The sequence below is a fragment of the Actinopolymorpha rutila genome, from assembly GCF_013407855.1.
GTDB lineage: Bacteria > Actinomycetota > Actinomycetes > Propionibacteriales > Actinopolymorphaceae > Actinopolymorpha > Actinopolymorpha rutila.
The window spans coordinates 4683360-4704803 of sequence record NZ_JACBZH010000001.1; the positions used below are offsets into that span (position 1 = coordinate 4683360).

Annotated in this window: 16 protein-coding genes; 4 read left to right on the plus strand and 12 right to left on the minus strand. The window is 70.8% G+C overall.

Annotated elements, in window-relative coordinates:
* Window position 1 precedes the first annotated feature (1 nt).
* The 4 genes from F4554_RS20920 to F4554_RS20935 all read right to left on the minus strand — a co-directional run bounded on the left by F4554_RS20920 (window position 2) and on the right by F4554_RS20935 (window position 8228).
* On the minus strand, window positions 2–940 hold the full coding sequence (locus F4554_RS20920; RefSeq protein ID WP_179789139.1) for a type II secretion system F family protein: 939 nt from the start codon (window positions 938–940) through the stop codon (window positions 2–4).
* Window positions 937–1800, minus strand: a complete 864-nt coding sequence (locus F4554_RS20925; RefSeq protein ID WP_179789140.1) for a type II secretion system F family protein — start codon at window positions 1798–1800, stop codon at window positions 937–939. Before F4554_RS20925 ends, F4554_RS20920 begins: the two co-directional genes overlap by 4 nt.
* Window positions 1800–3038, minus strand: coding sequence for a TadA family conjugal transfer-associated ATPase (locus tag F4554_RS20930; RefSeq protein ID WP_179789141.1), 1239 nt, complete (start codon window positions 3036–3038; stop codon window positions 1800–1802). The genes F4554_RS20925 and F4554_RS20930 overlap by 1 nt, the downstream gene beginning before the upstream one ends.
* Window positions 3039–3329: 291 nt before the next feature.
* Window positions 3330–8228, minus strand: coding sequence for an NAD-glutamate dehydrogenase (locus F4554_RS20935; RefSeq protein ID WP_179789142.1), 4899 nt, complete (start codon window positions 8226–8228; stop codon window positions 3330–3332).
* A gap of 275 nt (window positions 8229–8503) precedes the next feature.
* Here F4554_RS20935 and F4554_RS20940 point away from each other — a divergent pair, with 275 nt between their 5' ends.
* The 3 genes from F4554_RS20940 to F4554_RS20950 all read left to right on the plus strand — a co-directional run bounded on the left by F4554_RS20940 (window position 8504) and on the right by F4554_RS20950 (window position 9977).
* Entirely contained in the window at window positions 8504–9007 is a 504-nt protein-coding gene (locus F4554_RS20940) for a DUF2505 domain-containing protein (RefSeq protein ID WP_179789143.1), read from the plus strand.
* Window positions 9004–9603 (plus strand): DUF402 domain-containing protein, encoded by a 600-nt coding sequence (locus tag F4554_RS33730; RefSeq protein ID WP_179789144.1) that lies wholly within the window; start codon window positions 9004–9006, stop codon window positions 9601–9603. The genes F4554_RS20940 and F4554_RS33730 overlap by 4 nt, the downstream gene beginning before the upstream one ends.
* A 155-nt stretch (window positions 9604–9758) precedes the next feature.
* The gene (locus tag F4554_RS20950) at window positions 9759–9977 is read left to right on the plus strand and encodes a hypothetical protein (protein WP_179789145.1); all 219 of its coding nucleotides are present in this window, start codon (window positions 9759–9761) and stop codon (window positions 9975–9977) included.
* Window positions 9978–9996: 19 nt separating this feature from the next.
* Here the strand turns inward: F4554_RS20950 and pruA are convergent, their stop codons facing one another.
* Window positions 9997–11622 (minus strand): L-glutamate gamma-semialdehyde dehydrogenase, encoded by a 1626-nt coding sequence (gene pruA, locus F4554_RS20955; RefSeq protein ID WP_179789146.1) that lies wholly within the window; start codon window positions 11620–11622, stop codon window positions 9997–9999.
* A gap of 205 nt (window positions 11623–11827) precedes the next feature.
* On the opposite strand from pruA, the gene F4554_RS20960 reads away from it, so the two are divergent.
* Window positions 11828–13108, plus strand: a complete 1281-nt coding sequence (locus F4554_RS20960) for an APC family permease (RefSeq protein WP_179789147.1) — start codon at window positions 11828–11830, stop codon at window positions 13106–13108.
* 49 nt (window positions 13109–13157) lie between these two features.
* Here F4554_RS20960 and ku read toward each other — a convergent pair whose 3' ends face one another.
* From ku to F4554_RS32440, 7 genes are all read right to left on the minus strand, one after another.
* Window positions 13158–14186 carry a non-homologous end joining protein Ku gene (gene ku, locus F4554_RS20965; protein ID WP_337796133.1) on the minus strand — a complete coding sequence of 343 codons (1029 nt, stop codon included), beginning with the start codon at window positions 14184–14186 and terminating at the stop codon, window positions 13158–13160.
* Between the two features lie 48 nt (window positions 14187–14234).
* The gene (murQ, locus tag F4554_RS20970; RefSeq protein WP_179789149.1) at window positions 14235–15197 is read right to left on the minus strand and encodes an N-acetylmuramic acid 6-phosphate etherase; all 963 of its coding nucleotides are present in this window, start codon (window positions 15195–15197) and stop codon (window positions 14235–14237) included.
* Complete coding sequence (locus tag F4554_RS20975) at window positions 15197–16120, minus strand: MurR/RpiR family transcriptional regulator (RefSeq protein ID WP_179789150.1); 924 nt, start codon at window positions 16118–16120, stop codon at window positions 15197–15199. The genes murQ and F4554_RS20975 overlap by 1 nt, the downstream gene beginning before the upstream one ends.
* 233 nt (window positions 16121–16353) lie before the next feature.
* A complete protein-coding gene (locus F4554_RS20980) occupies window positions 16354–18090 on the minus strand; it encodes a serine hydrolase domain-containing protein (protein WP_337796134.1) in 1737 nt (578 codons plus the stop codon).
* A gap of 46 nt (window positions 18091–18136) precedes the next feature.
* On the minus strand, window positions 18137–19519 hold the full coding sequence (locus F4554_RS20985; protein WP_179789152.1) for an exo-beta-N-acetylmuramidase NamZ family protein: 1383 nt from the start codon (window positions 19517–19519) through the stop codon (window positions 18137–18139).
* Window positions 19520–19584: 65 nt separating this feature from the next.
* Window positions 19585–20598, minus strand: coding sequence for a glycoside hydrolase family 3 N-terminal domain-containing protein (locus F4554_RS33175; protein WP_337796135.1), 1014 nt, complete (start codon window positions 20596–20598; stop codon window positions 19585–19587).
* Entirely contained in the window at window positions 20562–21434 is an 873-nt protein-coding gene (locus F4554_RS32440; RefSeq protein WP_272955899.1) for a glycoside hydrolase family 3 N-terminal domain-containing protein, read from the minus strand. The genes F4554_RS33175 and F4554_RS32440 overlap by 37 nt, the downstream gene beginning before the upstream one ends.
* Between the last annotated feature and the right edge of the window lie 10 nt (window positions 21435–21444).

Genomic DNA, 21444 nt, shown 5'->3' on the forward strand with positions numbered 1-21444 from the left:
CTCATGGGGACACCATCTGTAGGCCGATGGCGCCCGGGAAAAATGCGAACAGTACGGTCACGGGCAGGACGAGGAAGACGATCGGCACCATCATCCCGATCTCCTTGCGACCGCCGGCCTCGATCAGCTCCCGTTTGCCCGCCTCGCGTACGTCGGCCGCCTGCGCGCGCAGAACGTCGGCGAGTGGGGTGCCGCGTTCGACCGCGATGGCGATGCCGTCGACGAAGCGGGCCAGGATCGAGACGTTGGTGCGGTCGCCCACGCTCTCCAGCGCCTGCACCAGGGTTGCGCCCGTACGTGCCTCCGACAGGGCGAACCGGAACTCCCGGGCCAGCTCGCCCTTGCTGACGTTCGCCACGCGTTCGAGCGCGGCCACCGGTCCCTCGCCCGCGGTCACCGACAGCGCCAGCATGTCGGCGACGGTCGGGAACTCCGCCATCATCCGGACCTCGCGCCGCTTCACCTGGTCGACCAGGCGGCGGTCGCGCAGCAGCACACCGATGACGAACGCCGCGATGCACAGGACCAGCAGCGGAATCGGGTTGGTCCCCCGGCTCACCAGGAGCAGCAGCGACACCGCGAGAGCGGCGGCGAACGCGCCGGCTCCCCAGATCAGCTGCTCCACCCGGAAGTCCTCCACCCGCATGTCCAGGCCGGCCTGCTGCAACCGGCGGCGGATCACCGCACCGCCTCCGAGCACCCGCTCGAGCATGCCGGCACCGCTGCGGAAATAGGGCCGCAGGATGCGTTCCAGGGTGGGGAACGGCGTGAAGACCCGGTCGGACAGGTCGTACGCCGCGGGCCCGGCCGCGTCCCGGATGTAGGGCGCCAGCCGGTCGTCGAGCTTCGGCCGGCGCAGCACCGGCATCCGGAAGATCGCCAGCACCAGGCCGAGGCCGGCGAGGAGGCCGAGCAGCAGGCCGTACCAACTGATCGTCATCGCAGCACCCGCTGTTCTTCGGGCAGGCGGCCGATCCGCAGCATCAGTCGGTAGGCGACGGCACACAGCACGGCGCCCGCGACCAGCACGAAGAAGCCGAGAGGCGTGTTGTAGCGGGAGATGACCTCGCGCTGGAACGACATGAAGCCCAGCACCAGCCAGGGCGCGGCGACCGCGAGCCGGGCGCCGTTGACGGTCCAGGACTGCCGGGCCTCCAGCTCCGCCCGGGTGCGGACGTCCTCGCGCAGGAACGACGACAGTGTGCGCAGCAGCCGGCCCAGGTCGCTGCCGCCCACCTCGCGGGCGATCCGCAGCGACTCCACGATGCGGTCGCCCACCGGGTCGGCGAGGTTGCGCTTGAGCTGGTCGAGGCATTCGTTGAAGCGGCCAGTGGCGCGGTAGTCCTCGGCGAACCGCTGGAACGGCCGGCGCAGCGCCTCCGGCCCGCGGATGCCGATCTGGGTGAGCGCCTCCGCCAGCGACAGGCCGGCCCGGACGCTGGAGGCGAGGTTGTCCACGACGTCGGGCCACAGCTCGCGCAGCTCCTGCCGCCGGGACCTGGCGCGGAACCGCACCAGCGCCAGCGGAGCGTAGGCGGCGAACGCGGCGAACGCGAGCGCCACCGGGAACGCGCCGGAGATGACGAACATGACCAGGAAGACGAAGATCCCCACGCCGACGCAGGCGCCGAGCAGTTGGCCCGGGGTGACCGCCTCGATCCCGGCCTGGGCGAGCAGGTCCTCCAGTCGTTCGCGGAGCGAGGGCCCGGACTTCGTGGTCGCCTTCGGCGTCGGCTTGAGGAACGACCTGATGATCAGCACCAGGCCGAGCCCCAGCATCAGGCCGAGGAGGATTCCCATCAGGCGACTCCCTCGAAGCGGGGCGCCAGCAGGCGGGACAGGTCGTAGCCGATGCGTTCGAAGCGGTCCGGGTGCGGCGGGTAGCCGTCGGCGCGGACCAGCCGGTCGCCGCGCAGGACGAAGATCGGCTCCAGCTCCACGACGTCGCCCTCGACCCGGCCCGGCACCGCGCAGATCTCGCGTACGCGCCGCCGGCCGCTCTCGATCAGCTGGGTGTGCACCACGATGTCCACCGCGCCGGCCACCGTCGGAACGACGAACCGGGAGCCGATGTTCTCCCCCGCGAGCAGCGGAAGCGTGCACATCTTGGTGATCGCCTCGCGGGCGGAGTTGGCGTGGATGGTGCACATGCCCGGCAGCCCGGAGTTGAGCGCGATCAGCAGGTCGAGGCACTCTTCGGCGCGAACCTCGCCGACGATGATCCGGCTGGGCCGCATCCGCAACGCTTCCTTGACGAGGTTGCGGAGCCGGATCTCGCCGGTGCCCTCGAGGTTGGACTGCCGGGTCTGCATCGGCACCCAGTCGGGCAGCGGGATCTTCAGCTCGAAGACCTCCTCGCAGCTGACGATCCGCTCCCGTGGCGGCACCGCCGCGCCGAGGCAGTTGAGCAACGTGGTCTTGCCGGCCTGGGTGCCGCCCGCGACCAGGACGTTGAGCCCGGCGACGACGCAGGCCTCCAGGAAGTGCGCGCCCTGCGTGCTGAGTGTGCCCAGCGCGACCAGGTCCTCCAGGTGGGTGGCCCGCACCACGAACTTGCGGATGTTGACCGCCCAGTGCGTGCGGGTGATGTCGGGGATCACCACGTGCAACCGGCTGCCGTCGGGCAGCATCGCGTCGACGAACGGAGTGGAGAAGTCGATCCGGCGCCCGGTGGTCTTGAGCATCCGCTCGACCAGGTCGCGCACCTCGTCGCTGGTGAGCACCGTGGTGGTGAGCTCGGAACGGCCGTTGCGGGCGATGAACACCTTCGAGGGCTGGTTGATCCAGATCTCCTCGATGGTGGGGTCGTCGAGGTATTTCTGCAGCGGGCCGAACCCGGCGATGGCGTTGAACACCTCGCGCGCGACCTCGCGCTGGTCGCCCAGCGGAGGCAGCGTGGCCACCAGTGTGCGCTCGTCGTAGCGAAGGATGACCTGGTCGATGATGCGGCGAATGGCGCCCGGCTCCTTGAGGGGGTCGAGCCCTTCCCTGCGGACCTTCTCGCGCACCTCGGAGTCGATGATGTCGACCGCACTCATGTCTTCCCAGCACCCCGCGCCACTAGCACGTCTACATCCCGGTCAGCGGTCTTGATCTCAAAGCCGCTCGTGGATTGTGTCATGTGCCGAACGGGACCGCGAACGGTTGTCCACAGGCCCTCCGGACGTACTGCGAACCGTCACCGTGCGGTCGCCGGCTGGTCCGCGAACAACGTCCGAGCCAACTGTGCAGCCCTGCGTGCCCGGTCGGCGGACCGCCTCGGTCGGCGGACGGCCTCAGTTGGCGGACAGCGCCTAGTTGGCGGACAGCGCCTAGTTGGCGGACAGCGCCTAGTTGGCGGTCGGGAGCAGGCGGCGGACGACGCGGAGCCCGACCGACAGCCGGGCCAGGTCGGCGACGTCGCCCTCCACGATCTCGCCGAGGGTCGACCGGGTGCGGGTGACCAGCGCCCGGTCGCGTTCTGCCCAGGCCGCCACCCGCTCTTCCGGCTCGGCGTCGTCGGGCGTCACGGACAACGCGTCCAGGGTCAGCTGGGCGTGGACGTTGTGCAGGTCGTCGCGCAGCGTCGCCCGGGCCGTGGTCTGCCAGCGGTCCGGCCGGGGCAGGGCGAGGATGCGTTCGAGCAGCCGGCCCAGCTCCAGGCGTTCGCCCAGGATGAAGTGCACCCGGGCCACGTCCATCAGGTCGACGCCGGTGCGTTTGGCGGTCTCCACGATGCCCAGTCCGGCGTACGTCGGGGCCAGCGCGGCGACCCGGGTGGCCAGCTCCTCCGGCACCCCCGCCTCGACGTACCCGTGCAGCCGGCCCTCGAACAGCGTCCGCTCGCGACCGGTCAGCACGTCCGGCAGCGTCTCCGAAAGCTCGCGCATCCCCGCGGCGAAGAACTCGATCGTGGCCGCGACGTCCATCGGCGGCCGGCGGTTCTGGACGAACCACCGGCTGGCGCGTTCGGCGATCGTGCGCGCCTCCAGCCGCATGCGCACCTGCATCCCGGACTCGATCCGGTTGTCCAGCCGCTGGATCTCGGCGAAGATCTCGTCCGCCCCGAAGATGGCCCTGGCGGCCACGTGGGCGCGCGCCAGCTCCTCCGCCGGCGCACCGGTCTCCAGGGACAGCCGCGGATAGAACGTCATCCCGGCCATGTTGACCATCCGGTTGACCACCTGCGTGGTGATGATCTCCCGGCGCAGCGGGTGCTCGGCCATCTGTGCCTGGAAGCGTTTCCGCATCGGCTCGGGGAAGTAGGCCACCAGCTCGGCGTTGAGGTACGGGTCGTCGGGCAGCGAGGTGCCCAGCAGCTCACTCGCCAGCACGACCTTGGTGTACGCGAAGAGCACGGCGAGCTCGGGCGCGGTGAGCCCGCCGCCCTGCGCCTGGCGTTCGCGGAACTGCTTGGGGTTGGGCAGGAACTCCAGCTCCCGGTCGATCAGCCCGAGTTTCTCCAGCCGGCGGATCCAGTCGGCGTGCACGTGCATCAGCGCCTTGGAGCCGGCCGCGGCGTTCTGCAGGGCGACGTTCTGCTGGTAGTTGTCGTCCAGGACGAGCTGCGCGACCTCGTCGGTCATCCCGGCCAGCATCTCGTTGCGCTGCTTGCCGGTCAGGTCGCCCTCCTGCACCAGCCGGTCCAGCAGCACCTTGATGTTGACCTCGTGGTCGGAGGTGTCCACGCCCGCGGAGTTGTCGATGAAGTCGGTGGTGAGCTTGCCGCCCTGCTGGGCGTACTCGATCCGGCCGAGCTGGGTGAGGCCGAGGTTGCCGCCCTCGCCCACACAGGCGGCACGCAACTGGCGGCCGTTGACTCGAACCGCGTCGTTGGCCTTGTCGCCGGCGTCGGCCTGGGACTCGGCGGACGCCTTGACGTAGGTGCCGATGCCGCCGTTCCACAGCAGGTCGACCGGCGCGGTGAGGATGGCGCGGATCAGCTCGCTGGGGGTGAGCGCGTCGACGTTGCGGGCGATGCCGAGCGAGGCGCGGACCTGCGGGCTGAGCGGGATCGACTTCGCCGTCCGGCGGTAGACCCCTCCCCCGGTGCTGATCAGGTCGCGGTCGTAGTCGGCCCAGCTCGACCTCGGCAGGTCGAACAGCCGCCGGCGTTCGTCGTAGGACGTGTCCGGGTCGGGATCGGGGTCGAGGAAGATGTGCCGGTGGTCGAAGGCCGCGACCAGGCGGGTGTGCCGCGAGCACAGCATGCCGTTGCCGAAGACGTCACCGGACATGTCGCCGACGCCCACGCAGGTGAAGTCCTCGTGCTGGCAGTCCCGCCCCAGCTCGCGGAAGTGCCGCTTGACCGACTCCCACGCCCCGCGCGCGGTGATGCCCATCGCCTTGTGGTCGTAGCCGTCGGAGCCGCCGGAGGCGAACGCGTCGCCGAGCCAGAAGCCGTAGGACTTCGCCACGTCGTTGGCGATGTCGGAGAAGCTCGCGGTGCCCTTGTCGGCGGCAACCACGAGGTAGGCGTCGTCGCCGTCGTGGCGTACGACGTCGGCCGGCGGGATCACCTCGCCCCGCCGGAGGTTGTCGGTGATGTCCAGCAGCCCGCTGATGAACGTGCGGTAGGACGCGACCCCTTCGGCCATCCAGGCGTCGCGGTCGGCCGGGTCGGGTAGCTGCTTGCAGAAGAACCCGCCCTTGGCGCCGACCGGCACGATCACGGTGTTCTTCACCATCTGCGCCTTGGCCAGGCCGAGCACCTCGGTACGGAAGTCCTCGCGACGGTCGGACCAGCGCAGCCCACCACGGGCCACCGGGCCGAACCGCAGGTGCACGCCCTCAACCCGCGGGGAGTAGACCCAGATCTCGTACTGCGGCCGCGGCTCGGGCAGCTCCGGGTTGGACCGCGGGTCGAGCTTGAACGAGATGTACGGCTTGGGCTCGCCGTCGGTGTCACGCTGGAAGTAGTTGGTCCGCAGCGTGGTGCGGACGAGGTTGAGCAGGGAACGCAGGATGCGGTCGTGGTCCAGGCTCACCACGTCGTCCAGGCCCGACTCGATCCGCTCGACCAGCTCCGTGGCCTGCTTGTCGCGCGCCTTCGGGTCCTGGTCGGCGCGCGGGTCGAACCGCGCCTCGAACAGGCTGACCAGCAGGCAGGCCAGGTCGACGTTGGCGGTGAGGGCGTCCTCGATGTAGCTCTGGCTGAACGTCGACCCCGACTGGCGCATGTACTTCGCGTACGCACGAAGGATGCTCGCCTGCCGCCAGTCCAGCCCGGCCCGCAGCACCAGCGCGTTGAACCCGTCGCTCTCGGCCCGGCCGGACCACACCGCGGCGAACGCGTCCTGGAACAGCTCCCGGATCGCCGCGGCCGGCGCCCCGACCACCGCGGCGTCGTAGACCAGCCCGAAGTCGTAGATCCAGGCCCGCCGGTGGTCGGCGGTCTCGATCTCGTACGGGCGCTCGTCGATGACCTCCACGCCCATCCGGGTGAGCCGGGGCAGTACGTCGGACAGCGACAGGCTCTGCCCCGTGCGGTAGATCTTGAACCGGCGTTCGTTCGACGCGGCGTCGACCGGCTCGTACAACGACAGGCCCAGGCCGCCCTCGGCGGGCAGCTCCTCCAGCCGGAGCAGGTCGGCCACGCCGGTCCGGGCGGGGAAGTCGTCGCGGTAGGCGACCGGGAACGCCTCGTCGTAGCGGTGCAGCAGCCGCGCGGCCTCCGCCTCGCCCACCTGGTCGTTGAGCGCGTCGGCGAAGTCGTCGGACCAGGTGCGGGTGGCCTGGGACAGCTGCTCCTCCACCTCGGCCACGTCGAGGTCGGGGATCACGGCGCCGCGCGGCATCCGGATCACGAAGTGCAGCCGGGCCAGCACCGACTCCGACAGCCGCAGCGCGAAGTCGATGGTCTCCCCGCCGTAGGCGGAAAGGAGGAGCCGCTGCAGTTCCAGGCGTACGTCGGTGGAGAACCGGTCGCGCGGGAGGTAGACCAGGCAGGAGACGTAGCGGCCGTAGTCGTCGCGGCGTACGAACAACCGCAGCCGGCGGCGTTCCTGGAGGTACAGGACGGCCATCACGGTCGGGAGGAGTTCCTCCGCCGACACCTGGAACAGCTCGTCGCGCGGATAGGTCTCCAGAATGTCCAGCAGCACCTTGCCGGAGTGGGAGTCGGTGGAGAAGCCCGAGCGCTCGAGCACCTCCGCCGTCCGGGCCCGCAGGACGGGGATGCGGCGCACGCTCTGGGTGTAGACCGCGGAGGTGAACAGCCCGAGGAAGCGGCGTTCGCCCACCACCTCACCGGACTCGTCGAAGGTCTTGATGCCGATGTAGTCGAGGTAGGCCGGCCGGTGCACCGTGGAGCGGGAGTTGGCCTTGGTGAGGATGAGGAGCCGCTTCTCCTTGGCCTTGGTGCGCACCTCCGGCGGCATCTGCCGGAACGACCGGGTCGAACGCGGGTCGGAGCGCAGGATGCCGAGCCCCTTGCCGGGGACGGCACGCATCACGGAGTCGCCGTCCGGTGTCTCGTGCAGGGTGTACTCGCGGTAGCCGAGGAAGGTGAAGTGGTTGTCGGCCAGCCAGGTCAGCAGCTCCCGGGTGTCGGCGATCTCCTGCTCGGGCAGCGGCGGCGGGTTGGTGGCGAGGTCCTCCACCACCTCCAGGGCGCGGGCCTGCAGCTTCTCCCAGTCCTCCACCGACTCGCGTACGTCGTTGAGGACCCGGCGCAGGTCGGCCTCGATCTGCACCAGGTCGTCGGGGTCGCTCACCCGGTCGATCTCGACGTGGATCCACGACTCCGCCACCAGGTCGGGCTCGCGCCGGCCGGGCGCGGTCGCCGGGGTGCCGTTGTAGCCGCCCTCGACGCCGAGCAGCTTGCCGGTGATCTCCCGGTGCACGGTGACCTGCGGGTGGACGACGAGGTGGATGCCGTGGTTGCGCCGGGACAGCTCCATCGTCACCGAGTCGACGAGGAACGGCATGTCGTCGGTGACCACCTCCACCACGGTGTGGCTGCACGACCAGCCGTGCTCCTCGACCGTGGGGGTGAAGACGTTGACCGCGGCGGTGCCCTGCGGGCGCTCCTGCGCCAGGCGGTAGTGGCTGCGGGCGGCGCCATAGACGTCCACCGGGTCGCGGTGGAGCAGGTCCTCGGCGGAGACGTGGCGGTAGTAGATGGCCAGCAGCCGCTCCACCTGGTCAGGTGGCAGCGCCCCGGCCGAACGACTGTGCTCGGCGACCTTGGCGGCATCGGCCAGGATCGCGTCCTTGGCGTCGTCCCACTTGCTGCCGGTGACGGTCATGACCTCGCCTTGCCCATCTGTCCACCGGAGCCACGGCAGGCGCCGGGGCCGTACTCCGTCGTACGGGCCTCTCCGACCCTAATCCCTGACCGCTCCGGCCGAGGAGGCATGGGGCGGGATGAATCCGGCGGACCGCGCATCGCGGGCGTACAGGTCGGACAAAGGGGGCTCCGGTCGCCCCTCCACGTGCCTCGTCGTGCCCTCGTCGTGCCCTCTATGTGGCTCGTGGTGCCTCGTTGTCGGCATTGGCACCGATCTTCGTGTTGGATCTCACCATGGACCTTCATCGGGAATGCAGCTACGCGGCTCCGCCGGACACCGTGTTCGCCATGCTGACCAACGAGAGCTTCATCCGGCACCGGGTGGAGAAGGCGCACGCGCTGAGCTACGACATCGACGTACGCGACGGCGACGGCGGCGGCGCCCGCACGACCACCCACCAGGAGCTGCCCGCGAAGGTGCCCGACTTCGTCCGGAAGTTCGTCGGCGAGCGGATCGAGCTGGACGAGGTGATCGACTGGGGTCCCCCCAGCCCGGACGGGTCCCGCACCGGCGACCTGAAGGTCGACATCGCCAACGCGCCGGTCTCGATGCGCGGCAAGATCCGGCTGGTGCCCGACGCGGGCGGTTCGTCCACCAAGCAGATCGTGGAGGCCGACCTGAAGGCGACCGTCCCGATCATCGGGAAGAAGATCGAGCAGGCCGCCGCGCCCGCGGTGATGGCCGGCCTGGACGGCATGGAGGATCTCGGCCGCGACTGGCTGGCCAACCAGCGGTGACGTCGGAGACGTCCGAGACGTCAGGGACGTCCGAGACGGCGACATCCGGGACGGCGGGTGGCGCGGATCCGGCGGAGTCGATCCACCCGCCGCACCTGGAGACCTACGACCTGGTGGCCGGGGTCAACGTCGACCGCGACGGCATCCCGCGGGCCCTCGACACCTGGCGGGTCACCGACTTCGGGCTGTACTTCTCCCGGCCGCTGACCGGCCACCCCACCATCGGCTGGATGCAGTCGTGGATCCTGCCCGGGCTGCACCTGCGGGTCAGCGACTTCCGGGCACACCCCGGCATGGTCCGGTCCGAGGACCACTACGTCGACGTCATGGCCACGACCGTCCGGGGCCAGGTGTGGCGCACCGTCGACCACTACCTCGACATCCTGGTCCGCACCGGGGTGGACGCCCGGGTGGTCGACTCCGACGAGTTCGTCGCCGCGGTGGGCGCCGGCCTGCTCGGACCGGCCGACGCCGAACGCGCCCTGGAGGCGAGCTACACCGCGTACGCCGGGATCGTCGGGCACGGCCACGACGTGGACGCCTGGCTGCGAAGCCTCGGGATCGACCTCACCTGGGCGCCGCCCGAAGCAGGGTGAGCCTGCACCGCGGCCCCCGCCCCGGCGGCCCGGTGGCCCCGCGCCCGTCACGCAGAGTCGGTTCGCGATCAGTACGGCGTGTCGACTCGGCGTCGACGGCCCTTGCTGCGAACGTGAGTTCCGCCCGGATTCCACCGACGTGGGGAGGCCCGGCCATGACCGACGCGACACGCGAGACGACCTACCAGTGCCCGACCTGCCGGCGGCTGGAGCTGTTCGTCCAGCCGCAGTGCGAGGAGGGCCACGGTGAGGGCTGCCCCGACTGGGCGTGCGTGATCTGCGGGACGGCGTTGTTCGTGGACACGTCGTTCGCCGACGGCGAGCAGGTCGAGGTGGAGAGGGTACGCGGCAGCAAGGCTCCGCGGGTCGCCTGACTCCCCACCCGCCACAGCTCTAGCCCATGTGCGGGTAGCGGTGGTCGGTGGGCGGTACGAAGGTCTCCTTGACCGTCCGCGGGCTCACCCAGCGCACGAGGTTCCAGACCGACCCCGCCTTGTCGTTGGTCCCGCTGGCTCGAGCTCCACCGAACGGCTGTTGACCCACCACCGCACCGGTCGGCTTGTCGTTCACGTAGAAGTTCCCGGCGGTGTAGCGCAGCCGCTCCCCCGCGGTGGCGACCGCCTGACGGTCCTGGGCGATCACCGCGCCGGTGAGGCCGTACGGCGACGCGGTGTCCAGCGCCCCGATGACCTGTTCGTACGCGCTGTCCTCGTACACATGCACGCCGAGGATCGGCCCGAAGTACTCCGTGGTGAAGATCTCGTCGGTGGGGTCGTCGCAGGTCAGGACCGTCGGCCGGACGAAGTAGCCCACGCTGTCGTCGAGCGTCCCGCCGGCGACGACGCTGATGGAGTCGGCCGCCTTGGCGCGTTCCAGCGCGGCGGCGTGCTTGGCGAACGCCCGCTCGTCGATGACCGCACCCATGAAGTTCGACAGGTCGGCGACGTCGCCCATCGTCAGCGCCTCGGTCTCGGCGGCGAGCTCGTCGGCGATCCGGTCCCACACGCTGCGTGGCACGTAGGCGCGGGAGGCTGCCGAGCACTTCTGTCCCTGGTACTCGAAGGCCCCGCGGATGAGCGCGGTGCGCAGCACGTCGGGGTCGGCGGAGGCGTGGGCCAGGATGAAGTCCTTACCACCGGTCTCGCCGACGATCCGCGGGTAGTTGTGGTAGCGGTCGAGGTGCTCGCCGACGCCGCGCCACAGCGTCCGGAACGTCGCGGTAGACCCGGTGAAGTGGATGCCGGCCAGGCTCGGGTGGGCGAGCGCGACCCGGGACACCGCGAGCCCGTCACCGGGCAGCAGGTTGATCACACCGGGCGGCAGGCCCGCCTCCTCCAGCATCCGCATCGTGAAGTACGCGGCGAACGTCTGGGTGGGCGACGGCTTCCACAGGACGACGTTGCCCATCAGGGCGGGCGCGGTCGGCAGGTTGGCGGCGATCGCGGTGAAGTTGAACGGCGTGACCGCGTAGACGAAGCCCTCCAGCGGCCGGTAGTCGAGGCGGTTCCACACCCCGGGCGAGGAGATCGGCTGCTCGGCGTGGATCTGCCGGGCGAAGTGCACGTTGAACCGCAGGAAGTCGATCAGCTCGCAGGCCGCGTCGATCTCGGCCTGCTGGACCGACTTGCTCTGGCCCAGCATCGTCGCGGCGTTCAGGGTGTCCCGCCAGGGACCGGCGGCCAGGTCGGCGGCCTTGAGGAAGATCGCGGCGCGGTCGTCGAAGGACATCGCCCGCCACTCGTGCGCGGCGTCCTGGGTGGCCTTGACCGCGTCCTCGGCGTCCTGCTCGGTGGAGTTGTGCAACGTACCGAGCACGTGGGCGTGGTTGTGCGGCATCACCACCGGAACGGGGTCGCCGCTGCCGGCGCGGGTCACCCCGCCGATGGTGGCGGTGAGCTCGACGTGGTCGCCTGCCAGCTCCGCCAGCCGGCGGGACAGGCTCGCGCGCTCGGCGCTCCCGGGTGCGTAGGACTTGACCGGCTCGTTGGCCGGCGGGGGTACCTGCGTGACGGCATCCATCGATGGCTCCCGCGTCTTTGTGGGCGTGGACCAGGTTGGGGTGGGCCTCCCGGTCGGGGAGGTCCCAGCGCCATCGTCCCACCCGGAGTCCGGCCGCGGTCGGGGCGGGGACGAAGAATCGCACCGCCCGATATCGTTCCCCCGAATCGATCAGTCCACAGCTCAGCCCACAGCTCAGCCCACAGCCTTCCGGAGGACTCCGCCGATGAGCGGTTCGGACAACACCGCCGGACCCGACCGGCTGGCGCGCCGGCTGGGTGTCGGCGACGCGGTCGTGATCGGGCTGGGTTCGATGATCGGCGCGGGCGTCTTCGCGGCGTTCGGCCCGGCCGCGGCCGCCGCAGGCGCGGGACTGATCATCGGCCTGGTGATCGCGGCGGTGATCGCGTACTGCAACGCCACCGCGTCCGCCCAGCTGGCTGCCGCCTACCCGACCTCCGGCGGCACCTATGTGTACGGACGGGAACGCCTCGGCCACTGGTGGGGCTTCGTCGCCGGCTGGGGGTTCGTCGTCGGCAAGACCGCGTCGTGCGCGGCGATGGCACTGACCTTCGCGGCGTACGCCGTTCCAGGACCGTGGTGGGTGCAGCGGATCGTGGCGGTCCTCGGTGTGCTCGGGCTCGCCGCCCTGAACTACCGCGGAGTCACGCGGACGGCGCAGGCTACCCGCGTCCTGGTCGCGTGCACGCTGACCACCCTCGTGGTGCTGGTCGCCGGCATCTGGCTGGGTGGGCACGCCTCACCGGACCGGGTGGGTGGCTGGGACGCGCTGACGGCAGGCGGGGCGTACGGCATCCTGCAGGCGGCCGGTCTGCTCTTCTTCGCGTTCGCCGGCTACGCCCGGGTGGCCACCCTGGGCGAGGAGGTTCGCGACCCGGCGCGCACGATCCCGCGAGCGATCCCGCTGGCGTTGGGGATCACCGTGGTGGTCTACGTCGTGGTCGGCCTGTCCGCGTTGTTCGCCGCCGGTCCGGAGCTGCTGGCCCGGTCGGCCGCGCCGCTCGCGGCGACGGTGCAGGCCGCCGGAGTGGGCGAGCTCGCACCGCTGGTCCGGGTCGGCGGAGCGCTGGCGAGTCTCGGCGCGCTGCTCGCGCTGATCGCCGGGGTGGGACGCACGACGCTGGCGATGGCGCGCAACCGCGACCTGCCCGGCTGGCTGGACGCGGTCCACCCCCGCTACCGGATCCCGCACCACGCCGAGTTCGCGGTGGCGGCCGTGGTCTGCGTGCTGGTCCTCACCACGGACGTGCGCGGTGTGATCGGCTTCTCGTCGTTCGGCGTACTGGTCTACTACGCGATCGCCAACGCGTCCGCGTTCACCCAGCCGGCCGGCCAGCGGCGCTGGCCACGTGCGCTGAACGTGCTCGGCGTCGTCGGCTGTGTGGTGCTGGTGGCGGCGCTGCCGTGGACCTCGGTGGTCGCGGGCTTGGTGATGTTCGTACTCGGCCTCGCGGGCCGGGCGGTCGTGCTACGCCGCCGGGCCTGAATCCCCTGCCAGGCCAGGCCGACCACGCCGACCACGCCGACCACGCCGGCTACGCCGACTTGCGGGCCGGCGTCTTCGCGGTCTTCGCGGCGGGCTTCTTCGCGGCCTTCTTGGTGGTGGTCTTCTTCGCGGCGGCCTTCTTGGTGGCCGTCTTCTTCGCCGCCGCCTTCTTGGCCGGTGCCTTCTTCGCCGACTTCGCCGCCCCAGCCGCGCGCCCGACACCGCCACCGGCCGACTCACCGCGTTGCCGGCGCGCCTCGTCCACGCTGGCCTGCAACGCCGCCATCAGGTCGACCACCTCACCCTTGGCGGGTGCCGCGGTCGCGGGAGCCTCCACCTCGTGCCCGGTCGCCTTGGCCTCCAGGACCACCTCGAGGGCGGCGCGGTACTCGTCGTGGTAGCGGTCGGGATCGAAGCTGGTCTCCAACGTCTGGATGTAGGACTCCGCCATCGCCACCTCCTGCGGGCGGACCTCCACCTCCGACGCGGGTGCGGCGAACGACGCGTCGCGTACCTCGTCCGGCCACAACATCGTCTGCAGGACCAGCACGTCCCCCTTGGGGCGCAACATGGCCAGTGCCTCGCGGTTGCGCAAGGCCACCTTGACAAGGGCGGTCTGGCCGGTGCGCCGCAGCGCGTCGCGCAACAGGACGTACGGTTTGGCGGCCGGCCCGTCGGCCTGCAGGTAGTAGCTGCGGGAGACGTAGATCGGGTCGATCTCCTCTGCCGGAACGAACTCCAGCACCTCCACCACGTGCCGGGTCGGCAGCGGAAGATCGGCCATGTCGTCCGCGGTCAGGATCGCCATCTCACCGTCGGGAAGCTCGAATCCCTTGGCGATGTCGGAGTACGCCACCTCCTCGCCGTCGACCTCGCAGATGCGGCGGTACCGGATGCGGCCACCGTCGGCGGCGTGAACCTGACGGAACGCGACATCCTTCTCCTGGGTCGCCGCGTATACCTTGACGGGGATCGTCACAAGGCCGAAGGAGACCGAACCCTTCCATATCGCCTGCACAGGGACCTCCGACACGTCTGGGCGCGCCGAAGAGGGAAGAGACGCACCTGGAACCTCCACACTGCGTGGTTCTCTACCCCTGGTGCAAGACCACAACCGGACAGGTGTTCACACCCCGCGCACGTCGGCGAGCGCGGCGTGGACGTGCCCGTCGGCCCGCGTCAGCGCGGCTCGGGCCACCCCCGACGTGACCCCGCCGAGCACCGCGACCAGCGCGGTCTTCAGTTCCCCGCCGGCGTCGGTGAGCGCCCGGGCACAGGTCTGCTGGTCCTCCCCCGTCGCCTCGCCGAGGATCTCCAGCATCCGCCCGCGCAGCTTGGCGTTCGTGGCCATCAGGTCGACCATCAGATTGGAGTACGTCCGCCCCATCCGCACCATCACCGCGGTGGAGAAGGCGTTCAGGATCAGCTTCTGCGCGGTGCCCGCCTTCATCCGCGTCGAGCCGGCGACCACCTCCGGGCCGGTGTCGACCGCGACGAACACGTCGACCTCCCCACCCACTGCCGCCGACGGGTTGGCGGTCACCAGGACGGTGGCCGCACCGAGCCGGCGGGCTGCCCGCAGAGCACCGACGACGTACGGCGTCCGGCCGCTCGCGGCGAGTCCGACGACCACGTCGCCGGCCACCGCCGACTCGGCGATCTCCGCCGAACCGGCCTCCTCGTCGTCCTCGGCTCCCTCGATCGCCCGCAACAGGGCGGTCGGGCCGCCGGCCGCGTGGGTGACGAACCAGCCGTCCGGTACGGCGAACGTCGGCGGCAACTCCGCGGCGTCCAGCACCCCGAGGCGTCCGGAGGTGCCGGCTCCGACGTAGTGCACGCGGTGTCCCTCGTGCAGTGCCTGCACCGCGAGGTCGACCGCGGCGGCGAGGCGGGGCAGCACCGCACGGACGGCACCCGCCACCTGCTGGTCCTCGTCGTTGATGAGTTCCAGAACCTCGAGGGTGGGCACCCGGTCGATCTGCGTGGTGCGCGGATTGCGCGCCTCGGTGGGTGATTCCACGCGTACGAAGTCCTCGATCACCGGCCGGGTTCCCTTCTCCTGACGCGGCTCACTCCGCGACTCACCCATCAACGTCGTCCGCGCGAAGCCGCCACCCGGCGCCCGCTGATCGCGTCGAAGGTCACCTCGAGCGCGCCCATGGTCTTGTCGTAGTGGCGCCTGGCCACCGCGACGAACAGGCAGTCCACCACGGTGAGCTGGGCGATCCGGCTGGCGGTGGCGCCGGAACGGAACGTCGTCTCCCGCGCCGCCGTGGTGAGTACGTAGTCGGCGACCTCCGCGATCGGGGACCGCGGGAAGTTGGTCAGTGCCACCGTGGTCGCGCCCCGGTCGCGTGCCTGGGCGAGCACCTCGATGGTGTCGCCCGTCATGCCGGTATGGGAGATGCCGACCGCGACGTCGCCCGGGCCGAGCAGGGCGGCGCTGGCCAGCGCGGCGTGCGTGTCCACCCACGCGAACGCCAACCGGCCGATGCGGTGCAGCTTCTGCTGGAAGTCCAGGGCCACGAACGCACTGGCGCCCACCCCGAAGAGTTCGGTGCGCCGCGCGGCGGCGAGCACCTCCGACACGGTCTCCACCACCTCGACGTCGAGCTGGCGGGCGGTCTCCTCCACCGCACGTGCGTCGGCGAACGCGACCTTCTCCACGATCTGTGCCATCGAGTCGTCGGGACCGATGTCGCTGCCGACGACCCTGCCGCGGTCGCCGTCGCGGGCGGACTCCCGGGCCGACTCCGCCGCCAGCCGAAGCCGCAGCTCCGGATAGCCGGGTAGCCCGAGAACCTTGCAGAACCTGATGACCGTCGTCTCCGACGTGCCGGCCGCGCGGGCCAACTCGGTGATGGTGCGGGCGGACGCCCCCTCGGGATCCTCGAGGACGAGGCTGGCCACGCGGCGCTCGGCCGGTGACAACGAAGGAGCGAGGGCCCGGATCCGGATCACGACACCTTCGGCCACCGGGTCGGCCTCAGGAATCTTCGAATTCTTGCCCATGATGGAAAGTAACTTACCCTCGCAACCTGGGAGCGCGTGTCCAGCCACGCTCGCGGACGCCACCTCGCCGAACCTCGTTCCGATGCGCCGGAACGAGCTTCGTTACCCGACCGCCCCACCATCGCCGTCGACCATCCGGCGAGCAGGTAGCCGGACACGTGCCGGTGTTCCCTGCCGCGCCGCTACGGTGCCGTTGCCGTGCCCATACCGTGCACTGTCGGTGACGAAACGGTTCAGCGCGTTGCCTGTGACCAGCCGTCCGCGAGGAAGCGATCGGCTTCCCGCTCCCCGTTGAACAGCGTGCCCTGCGCGTCACCCAACCGGACCTCATCGACGTAGACACCGCGACCCTGGTAGAGCGGATCGGTGACGTATCGCCAGCGAATCTGGACCTGACCTGGCGATTCGTCGACCTCAGCGTACGCCTGCTGCCAATGTCGTCCGGTGAATCCGGAGATAGAACCGTCGTGGTTGGCGATCCGTCCGCGACTCGACACGATGTACGGCAACGGCGACCACGTAGTGCCACCGTCGCGCGACAACTCCAGTGTCAGGACGTCTGCGACTTCGGTGTCCACGAACAGGTCGAAGCCAAGTCTGGTGTGTTCCTCCCGCAACGTCACCGGCAACGTCAGCGTCGCCGTGACGTCGTCCGCGTGACCGGCATACCACGCGGTGCGACCACGTCGCGGTGTGACGTCGAGCGCGCGCGCCACGTGGTCGGCGACCGTGCGGCGTGCGACGTTGACGCTGCTCCACTCCCTGCGTGGGTGGACCCGGTTGGTCGTCAGGACGGCGATGGAACGCGACAACAGGTCGATGACCACCGACGTCCCGGTGAAGCCGGTGTGCCCGGCTGTGCGCGGAGAGGACAACGCACCCATGTAGAACCGCTGGTCGAGTTCGAACCCGAGCCCGTGTGCGTGACCGGGGAAACCTTCGTTCAGGTCGGTGAGCATCGCCGTGACCGTCTTCTCCCCAAGGACACGGCGACCCGCGTAGCTACCGCCGTTCATCATCGCCTGCGCGAGGATCGCGAGATCGGACGCGGTGGAGAACACCCCGGCATGTCCGGCGACACCCCCCAGGGACCAGGCGTTCTCGTCGTGCACGCTACCCCGCACCATGCCCCGGTCGGGGTCGGACTGGAACTCCGTGGCAGCCACCCGGTGCAGCTTGTCCGCCGGCGGGTTGTAGCCGGTGTCGACCATGCCGAGCGGCTCGGTGATGCCGGCGCGCACGAGTTCGTCGAGGCCGCGGCCGGTGACGCGTTCGACCAGGATGCCGAGAGTGATGAGGTTGAGGTCGGAGTAGACGTACGTCGTTCCTGGCGGCGCGCTCGGCTTGACCGCGAGCACCGCAGCGATCCGGCTCGCCCGGTCCGGGTAGGGCCGCCACAGGCGCATCCATGACGGCAGGCCAGAGGTGTGCGTGAGCAACTGGCGTACGGTGATTGGTTCCTTGCCGTTGGTTGCGAACTCCGGGAGGTAGTTGGCAACCGGCGCGTCCAGGTTTACCCGCCCGGCCTCGACCTGCTGCATCACGACGATCGACGTGAACAGCTTGGAGATGCTGGCCAGGTCGAAAATCGTGTCCGGCGTCATCGGCGCCTGCTGGTGCACGGGGAGCTCGGCACCGGACGCGTCGGCGTACTTCACCGCCTGGCCCATCGCCTCGTGCACGACGACCTTGCCCTCGCGGGCGACCAGGACGACCGCACCCGGGTAGAGCGGATGCCCGTCGCCCTGCGGCCGGAGGTATCCGCGCAGGTCCTCCACCATCGTGGTGAGTTCGGCGGCGTCCAGACCGGCCTCCTTCGGTGTGCCGGCACGAAGTCGGGTGCCTGGCGGAGCGAAACCTTCATACGGATGGTCGAAACCACGACTGCGTGCATCGGCGCGGGCGGGCGGTGGTATCGATGCCAGTACGGCGACGAGAACCGTGCCGACCAACGCGATCGTGGCGACCACCCGTACGCTAGCCCGCCTTCTCCACCCGTTCATCGCCAGACCTGTCCTAGGCCCGTCGTCCCGGATACAGGAGGTACTGCCGACGGCGCGCGTCGAACTCCTTCACCTCCTCACTCCACGCACCGACCACCTCGGTCACCGACGCGCCCGCGTCGATCATGGTGCGCAGCCGCGGCGAACCGGACAGCTTGTCGATCCAGTGCGGCCGTTTCGGGTCGTAGGTGTCGTAGCGCCACTGGAAGTCCGCGTACCGGCGGGCCTCCACCAGCATCGCCACCGCGGCAGGGATCGGCGCGAACGCGCGTACGTCGGTGACGTGCACCTGCACACCCGCGCAGGTCTCCCCGACGTACTTGTTGAACGTGGGGACGAAGTACGCCTCGCGGAACTCCACACCCGCAAGGCCGTGGGAGTTCAGCCGGTCACCCCAGTGGTAGTCGAGGTACGGCGCGCCGACGAGTTCGAACGGCCGCGTGGTGCCGCGTCCCTCGGAGATGTTGGTGCCCTCGAAGAAACAGGTGCCGACATAGGCGAGGGCCGAGTCCGGGGTGGGGATGTTCGGCGAGGGCGGCGGCCACAGCGGGCCGTACTCCTGTGCGCGCGAGTCCGGCCGCCAGCCCCTGACCTCCACGACCTCGAGGTCCACCGGACGACCGGCCTCCGCGGGCAGCAGTTCGCCGTTGAAGAACCGCGCGAGCTCCCCCACCGTCATCCCGTGCTGCTGCACGATCTCCTTGGCGCCGACGCCGGAGGTGTAGTCCGGTGTCATCATCGCGCCGTCCACCCGGCCGCCGATCGGGTTCGGCCGATCGAGTACGACGTACCTGAGGCCCAGCCGGGCGGCCGCGGCCATCGAGTTGTACATCGTCCAGATGTAGGTGTAGAAGCGCGCGCCGATGTCCTGGATGTCGAAGACCAGCGTCTCCACACCGGCCTTGGTGAACAACTGACCGAGCTTCGCCTGGTTGGCGCCGTACGCGTCGTAGACCGGTATGCCGGTCCGCGGGTCACGGCTGTCGCCCTCCGAACCACCCGCCTGCGCGCTGCCGCGGAAGCCGTGTTCGGGCCCGAACGCGCCGACGATCGTCAGGTCGTCGTGTTCGGCGAGGTCGTCCACGATGTGGCGGGCGTCGGGCAGGATGCCGGTCGGGTTGCTGAAGATGCCCAGCCTGGTGCCGCGCAGCACCGCCCAGTCGCCGGCCGCCGCGACCTCGGCGCCGGTGAACACCCGGCCGCCGCTTCGCTGGTCCGCCGAAGCGGTGGCCGGGTGTTCCTCACGATCGGCGGCACGATCGGCCTGCCCGTCACCCGGGCGCTCGGTGGTGGCGGCGGCCGAGCCGGACAACTGCAGGCCGGTGGTCACCACCGCGCCGGAGGCCAGGGCGGAACCAAGGAGGGTGCGCCGGGACGGCGAACCGGTGCGGGTCATCGCGTACTCCGTTCGTTTCGCGGATTGGTGTTCGCGGGTTTCGTGTTCGCGGAAAGGTGGTCCGGTCACCACGTGAGGCCGTGGCCGTACGGATACAGCACGCCGGTGCCGTCGGCGGTGGGGATCTCCACCGGCAGCCGCCCACGCGGGCCGACCTCGTCGCACAGCACCCGGGCGAGTGCGCGCATCGTCACCGCGTTCGGTGCGTACGCCGCCACGCCCGCCGGCGCGCCGTCGACGTACGCCAGGTCGTAGGGGTCGGCGACCGCGACCACCACGACCGGCCGCCCGGTGCCGAGGAGTTCGTCGACCAGTAGTTGCTGCCGGGCCTGCGGGTCGGTGACGTCGGTGTCCCACGCCTTGGAGGTGAGCACGAACGTCAGGTCGGCGTCGGCGGCGGCACCGACCGCGGCGGCGATCGCGGCGTCGGAGGGCCCGGTGCCCGTCGAGACGGTGCGGGCCTCCGCGCCGCGGTCGGCCAGTGCGCCGGCGAGGTGCTGCACCGCGCTTCCGCCGGCGCCGGCGACCAGCACCCGGCGCCCGTCGACCCGGGCCGGGAGCAGGCCGGCGGCGTTCTTCACCACGGTGGTGGTCGTCTCGGTGATCCGGTCGGCCCGGTCCAGGTGCGAGGGCGTACCGACGGTGTCCTCCACGGCCGACACGTCCACCATCGGGTGGTGGACGATGCCGTTGGCCAGCTTGAGCCGGATGATCCGGCCGACCGCCTCGTCCAGCCGGTGCCGACTGATCCGGCCGTCACGCACCGCGGCCAGCAGTGACCGGTGGGCCAGGTCGAAGGCCGGCGGCCGCAGCAGCATGTCCACACCGGCGTTGACCGCGAGGACCACCACCTGGTCGTCGCCGTACTTGTCGCGTACGCCCTTCATGCCCAGGGCGTCGGTCACCACCAGGCCGGTGAAGCCCAGCGACCCCCGGAGCAGTCCGGTCACGATCAGGTGGGACAGGGTCGCCGGGTCACCGGAGGGGTCGAGGGCGGGAAACACCAGGTGACCGGTCATGATCGAGTCGATCCCCGCCTCGATCACGCCCGGAACGGCGGTGCGTCGAGGCGTTCCCACTCCTGCCTGGTGTGGCGGATCTCCGGGATCCCGGTGTGGCTGTCCACCTTGGTGTCGCCGTGGCCGGGGAAGTGTTTCGCGGTGGCGGCGATCCGGCCGTCGCGCTGGTAGCCGAGCACCTGGGCGGCGGCCAGCTCGGCGACCAGCCCGGGGTCGGAGCCGAACGATCGTACGCCGATGACCGGATTGCCCGGGTCGACGTTCACGTCGGCGTCGGGCGCGTAGTCGTGGTTGATCCCGAGTGCGGCCAGCTCGGCACCGGTGATCGCGGCGGCCTCCCGCGCCGCGGCCGCGTCGCGGCCCGCGCCGAGCGCCATGTTTCCGGGGAACTGCGCGGCCGGCGGGCCGATCCGGGCGATCGTGCCCTGCTCCTGGTCGGTGGAGATCAGCAGCGGCAGGCCCGCGCCGGTGCCGGTCGCCGCGGTCTGGAGTCCGTTGGACAGCGCGGCCACCCCGGGCAGCGGGCCGACGTTGCCCGACCAGGTGAAGTAGCAGACGCCGCCAAGGCGGTATTTCGCCACCACCTCCGCCGGGGTGGCCACGCCGTACTCCGCGGTGTTGCGGGCGTCGGCACTGTCCGCGGCCACTCCATATACATGCGTCACCAGTAGCTGGCCGACCTTCTCCTCCGCCGGCATCCGGGCCACGGCCCGGCGGATCCAGGCCTGCGCCCGCCGGCCGGTCCGCTCGGCCGGCGGGGCCGGCGTGCCCGTGGTCGCGGCCCCGGCGGTGGCCCGGCCGCCGAGCACGGCGACGGCACCGGCGGTGCCCAGCAGGACGGACCGGCGGGCGGGGCGGGACGAGGGACGAAAACTTCCTACGTCAGCGGGGGCCATGTGCGGAAGC

Bases quoted from the DNA above. Each gene is read 5' to 3' on its own strand.
- F4554_RS20940 (WP_179789143.1), top strand. From the start codon at position 8,504: ATGGACCTTCATCGGGAATGCAGCTACGCGGCTCCGCCGGACACCGTG.
- F4554_RS20925 (WP_179789140.1), bottom strand. From the start codon at position 1,800: ATGGGAATCCTCCTCGGCCTGATGCTGGGGCTCGGCCTGGTGCTGATC.
- F4554_RS32440 (WP_272955899.1), bottom strand. From the start codon at position 21,434: ATGGCCCCCGCTGACGTAGGAAGTTTTCGTCCCTCGTCCCGCCCCGCC.
- F4554_RS20975 (WP_179789150.1), bottom strand. From the start codon at position 16,120: ATGGGCAAGAATTCGAAGATTCCTGAGGCCGACCCGGTGGCCGAAGGT.
- F4554_RS20950 (WP_179789145.1), top strand. From the start codon at position 9,759: ATGACCGACGCGACACGCGAGACGACCTACCAGTGCCCGACCTGCCGG.
- F4554_RS20985 (WP_179789152.1), bottom strand. From the start codon at position 19,519: ATGACCCGCACCGGTTCGCCGTCCCGGCGCACCCTCCTTGGTTCCGCC.
- F4554_RS20920 (WP_179789139.1), bottom strand. From the start codon at position 940: ATGACGATCAGTTGGTACGGCCTGCTGCTCGGCCTCCTCGCCGGCCTC.
- F4554_RS20960 (WP_179789147.1), top strand. From the start codon at position 11,828: ATGAGCGGTTCGGACAACACCGCCGGACCCGACCGGCTGGCGCGCCGG.
- pruA (WP_179789146.1), bottom strand. From the start codon at position 11,622: ATGGATGCCGTCACGCAGGTACCCCCGCCGGCCAACGAGCCGGTCAAG.
- murQ (WP_179789149.1), bottom strand. From the start codon at position 15,197: ATGGGTGAGTCGCGGAGTGAGCCGCGTCAGGAGAAGGGAACCCGGCCG.
- F4554_RS20930 (WP_179789141.1), bottom strand. From the start codon at position 3,038: ATGAGTGCGGTCGACATCATCGACTCCGAGGTGCGCGAGAAGGTCCGC.
- F4554_RS20935 (WP_179789142.1), bottom strand. From the start codon at position 8,228: ATGACCGTCACCGGCAGCAAGTGGGACGACGCCAAGGACGCGATCCTG.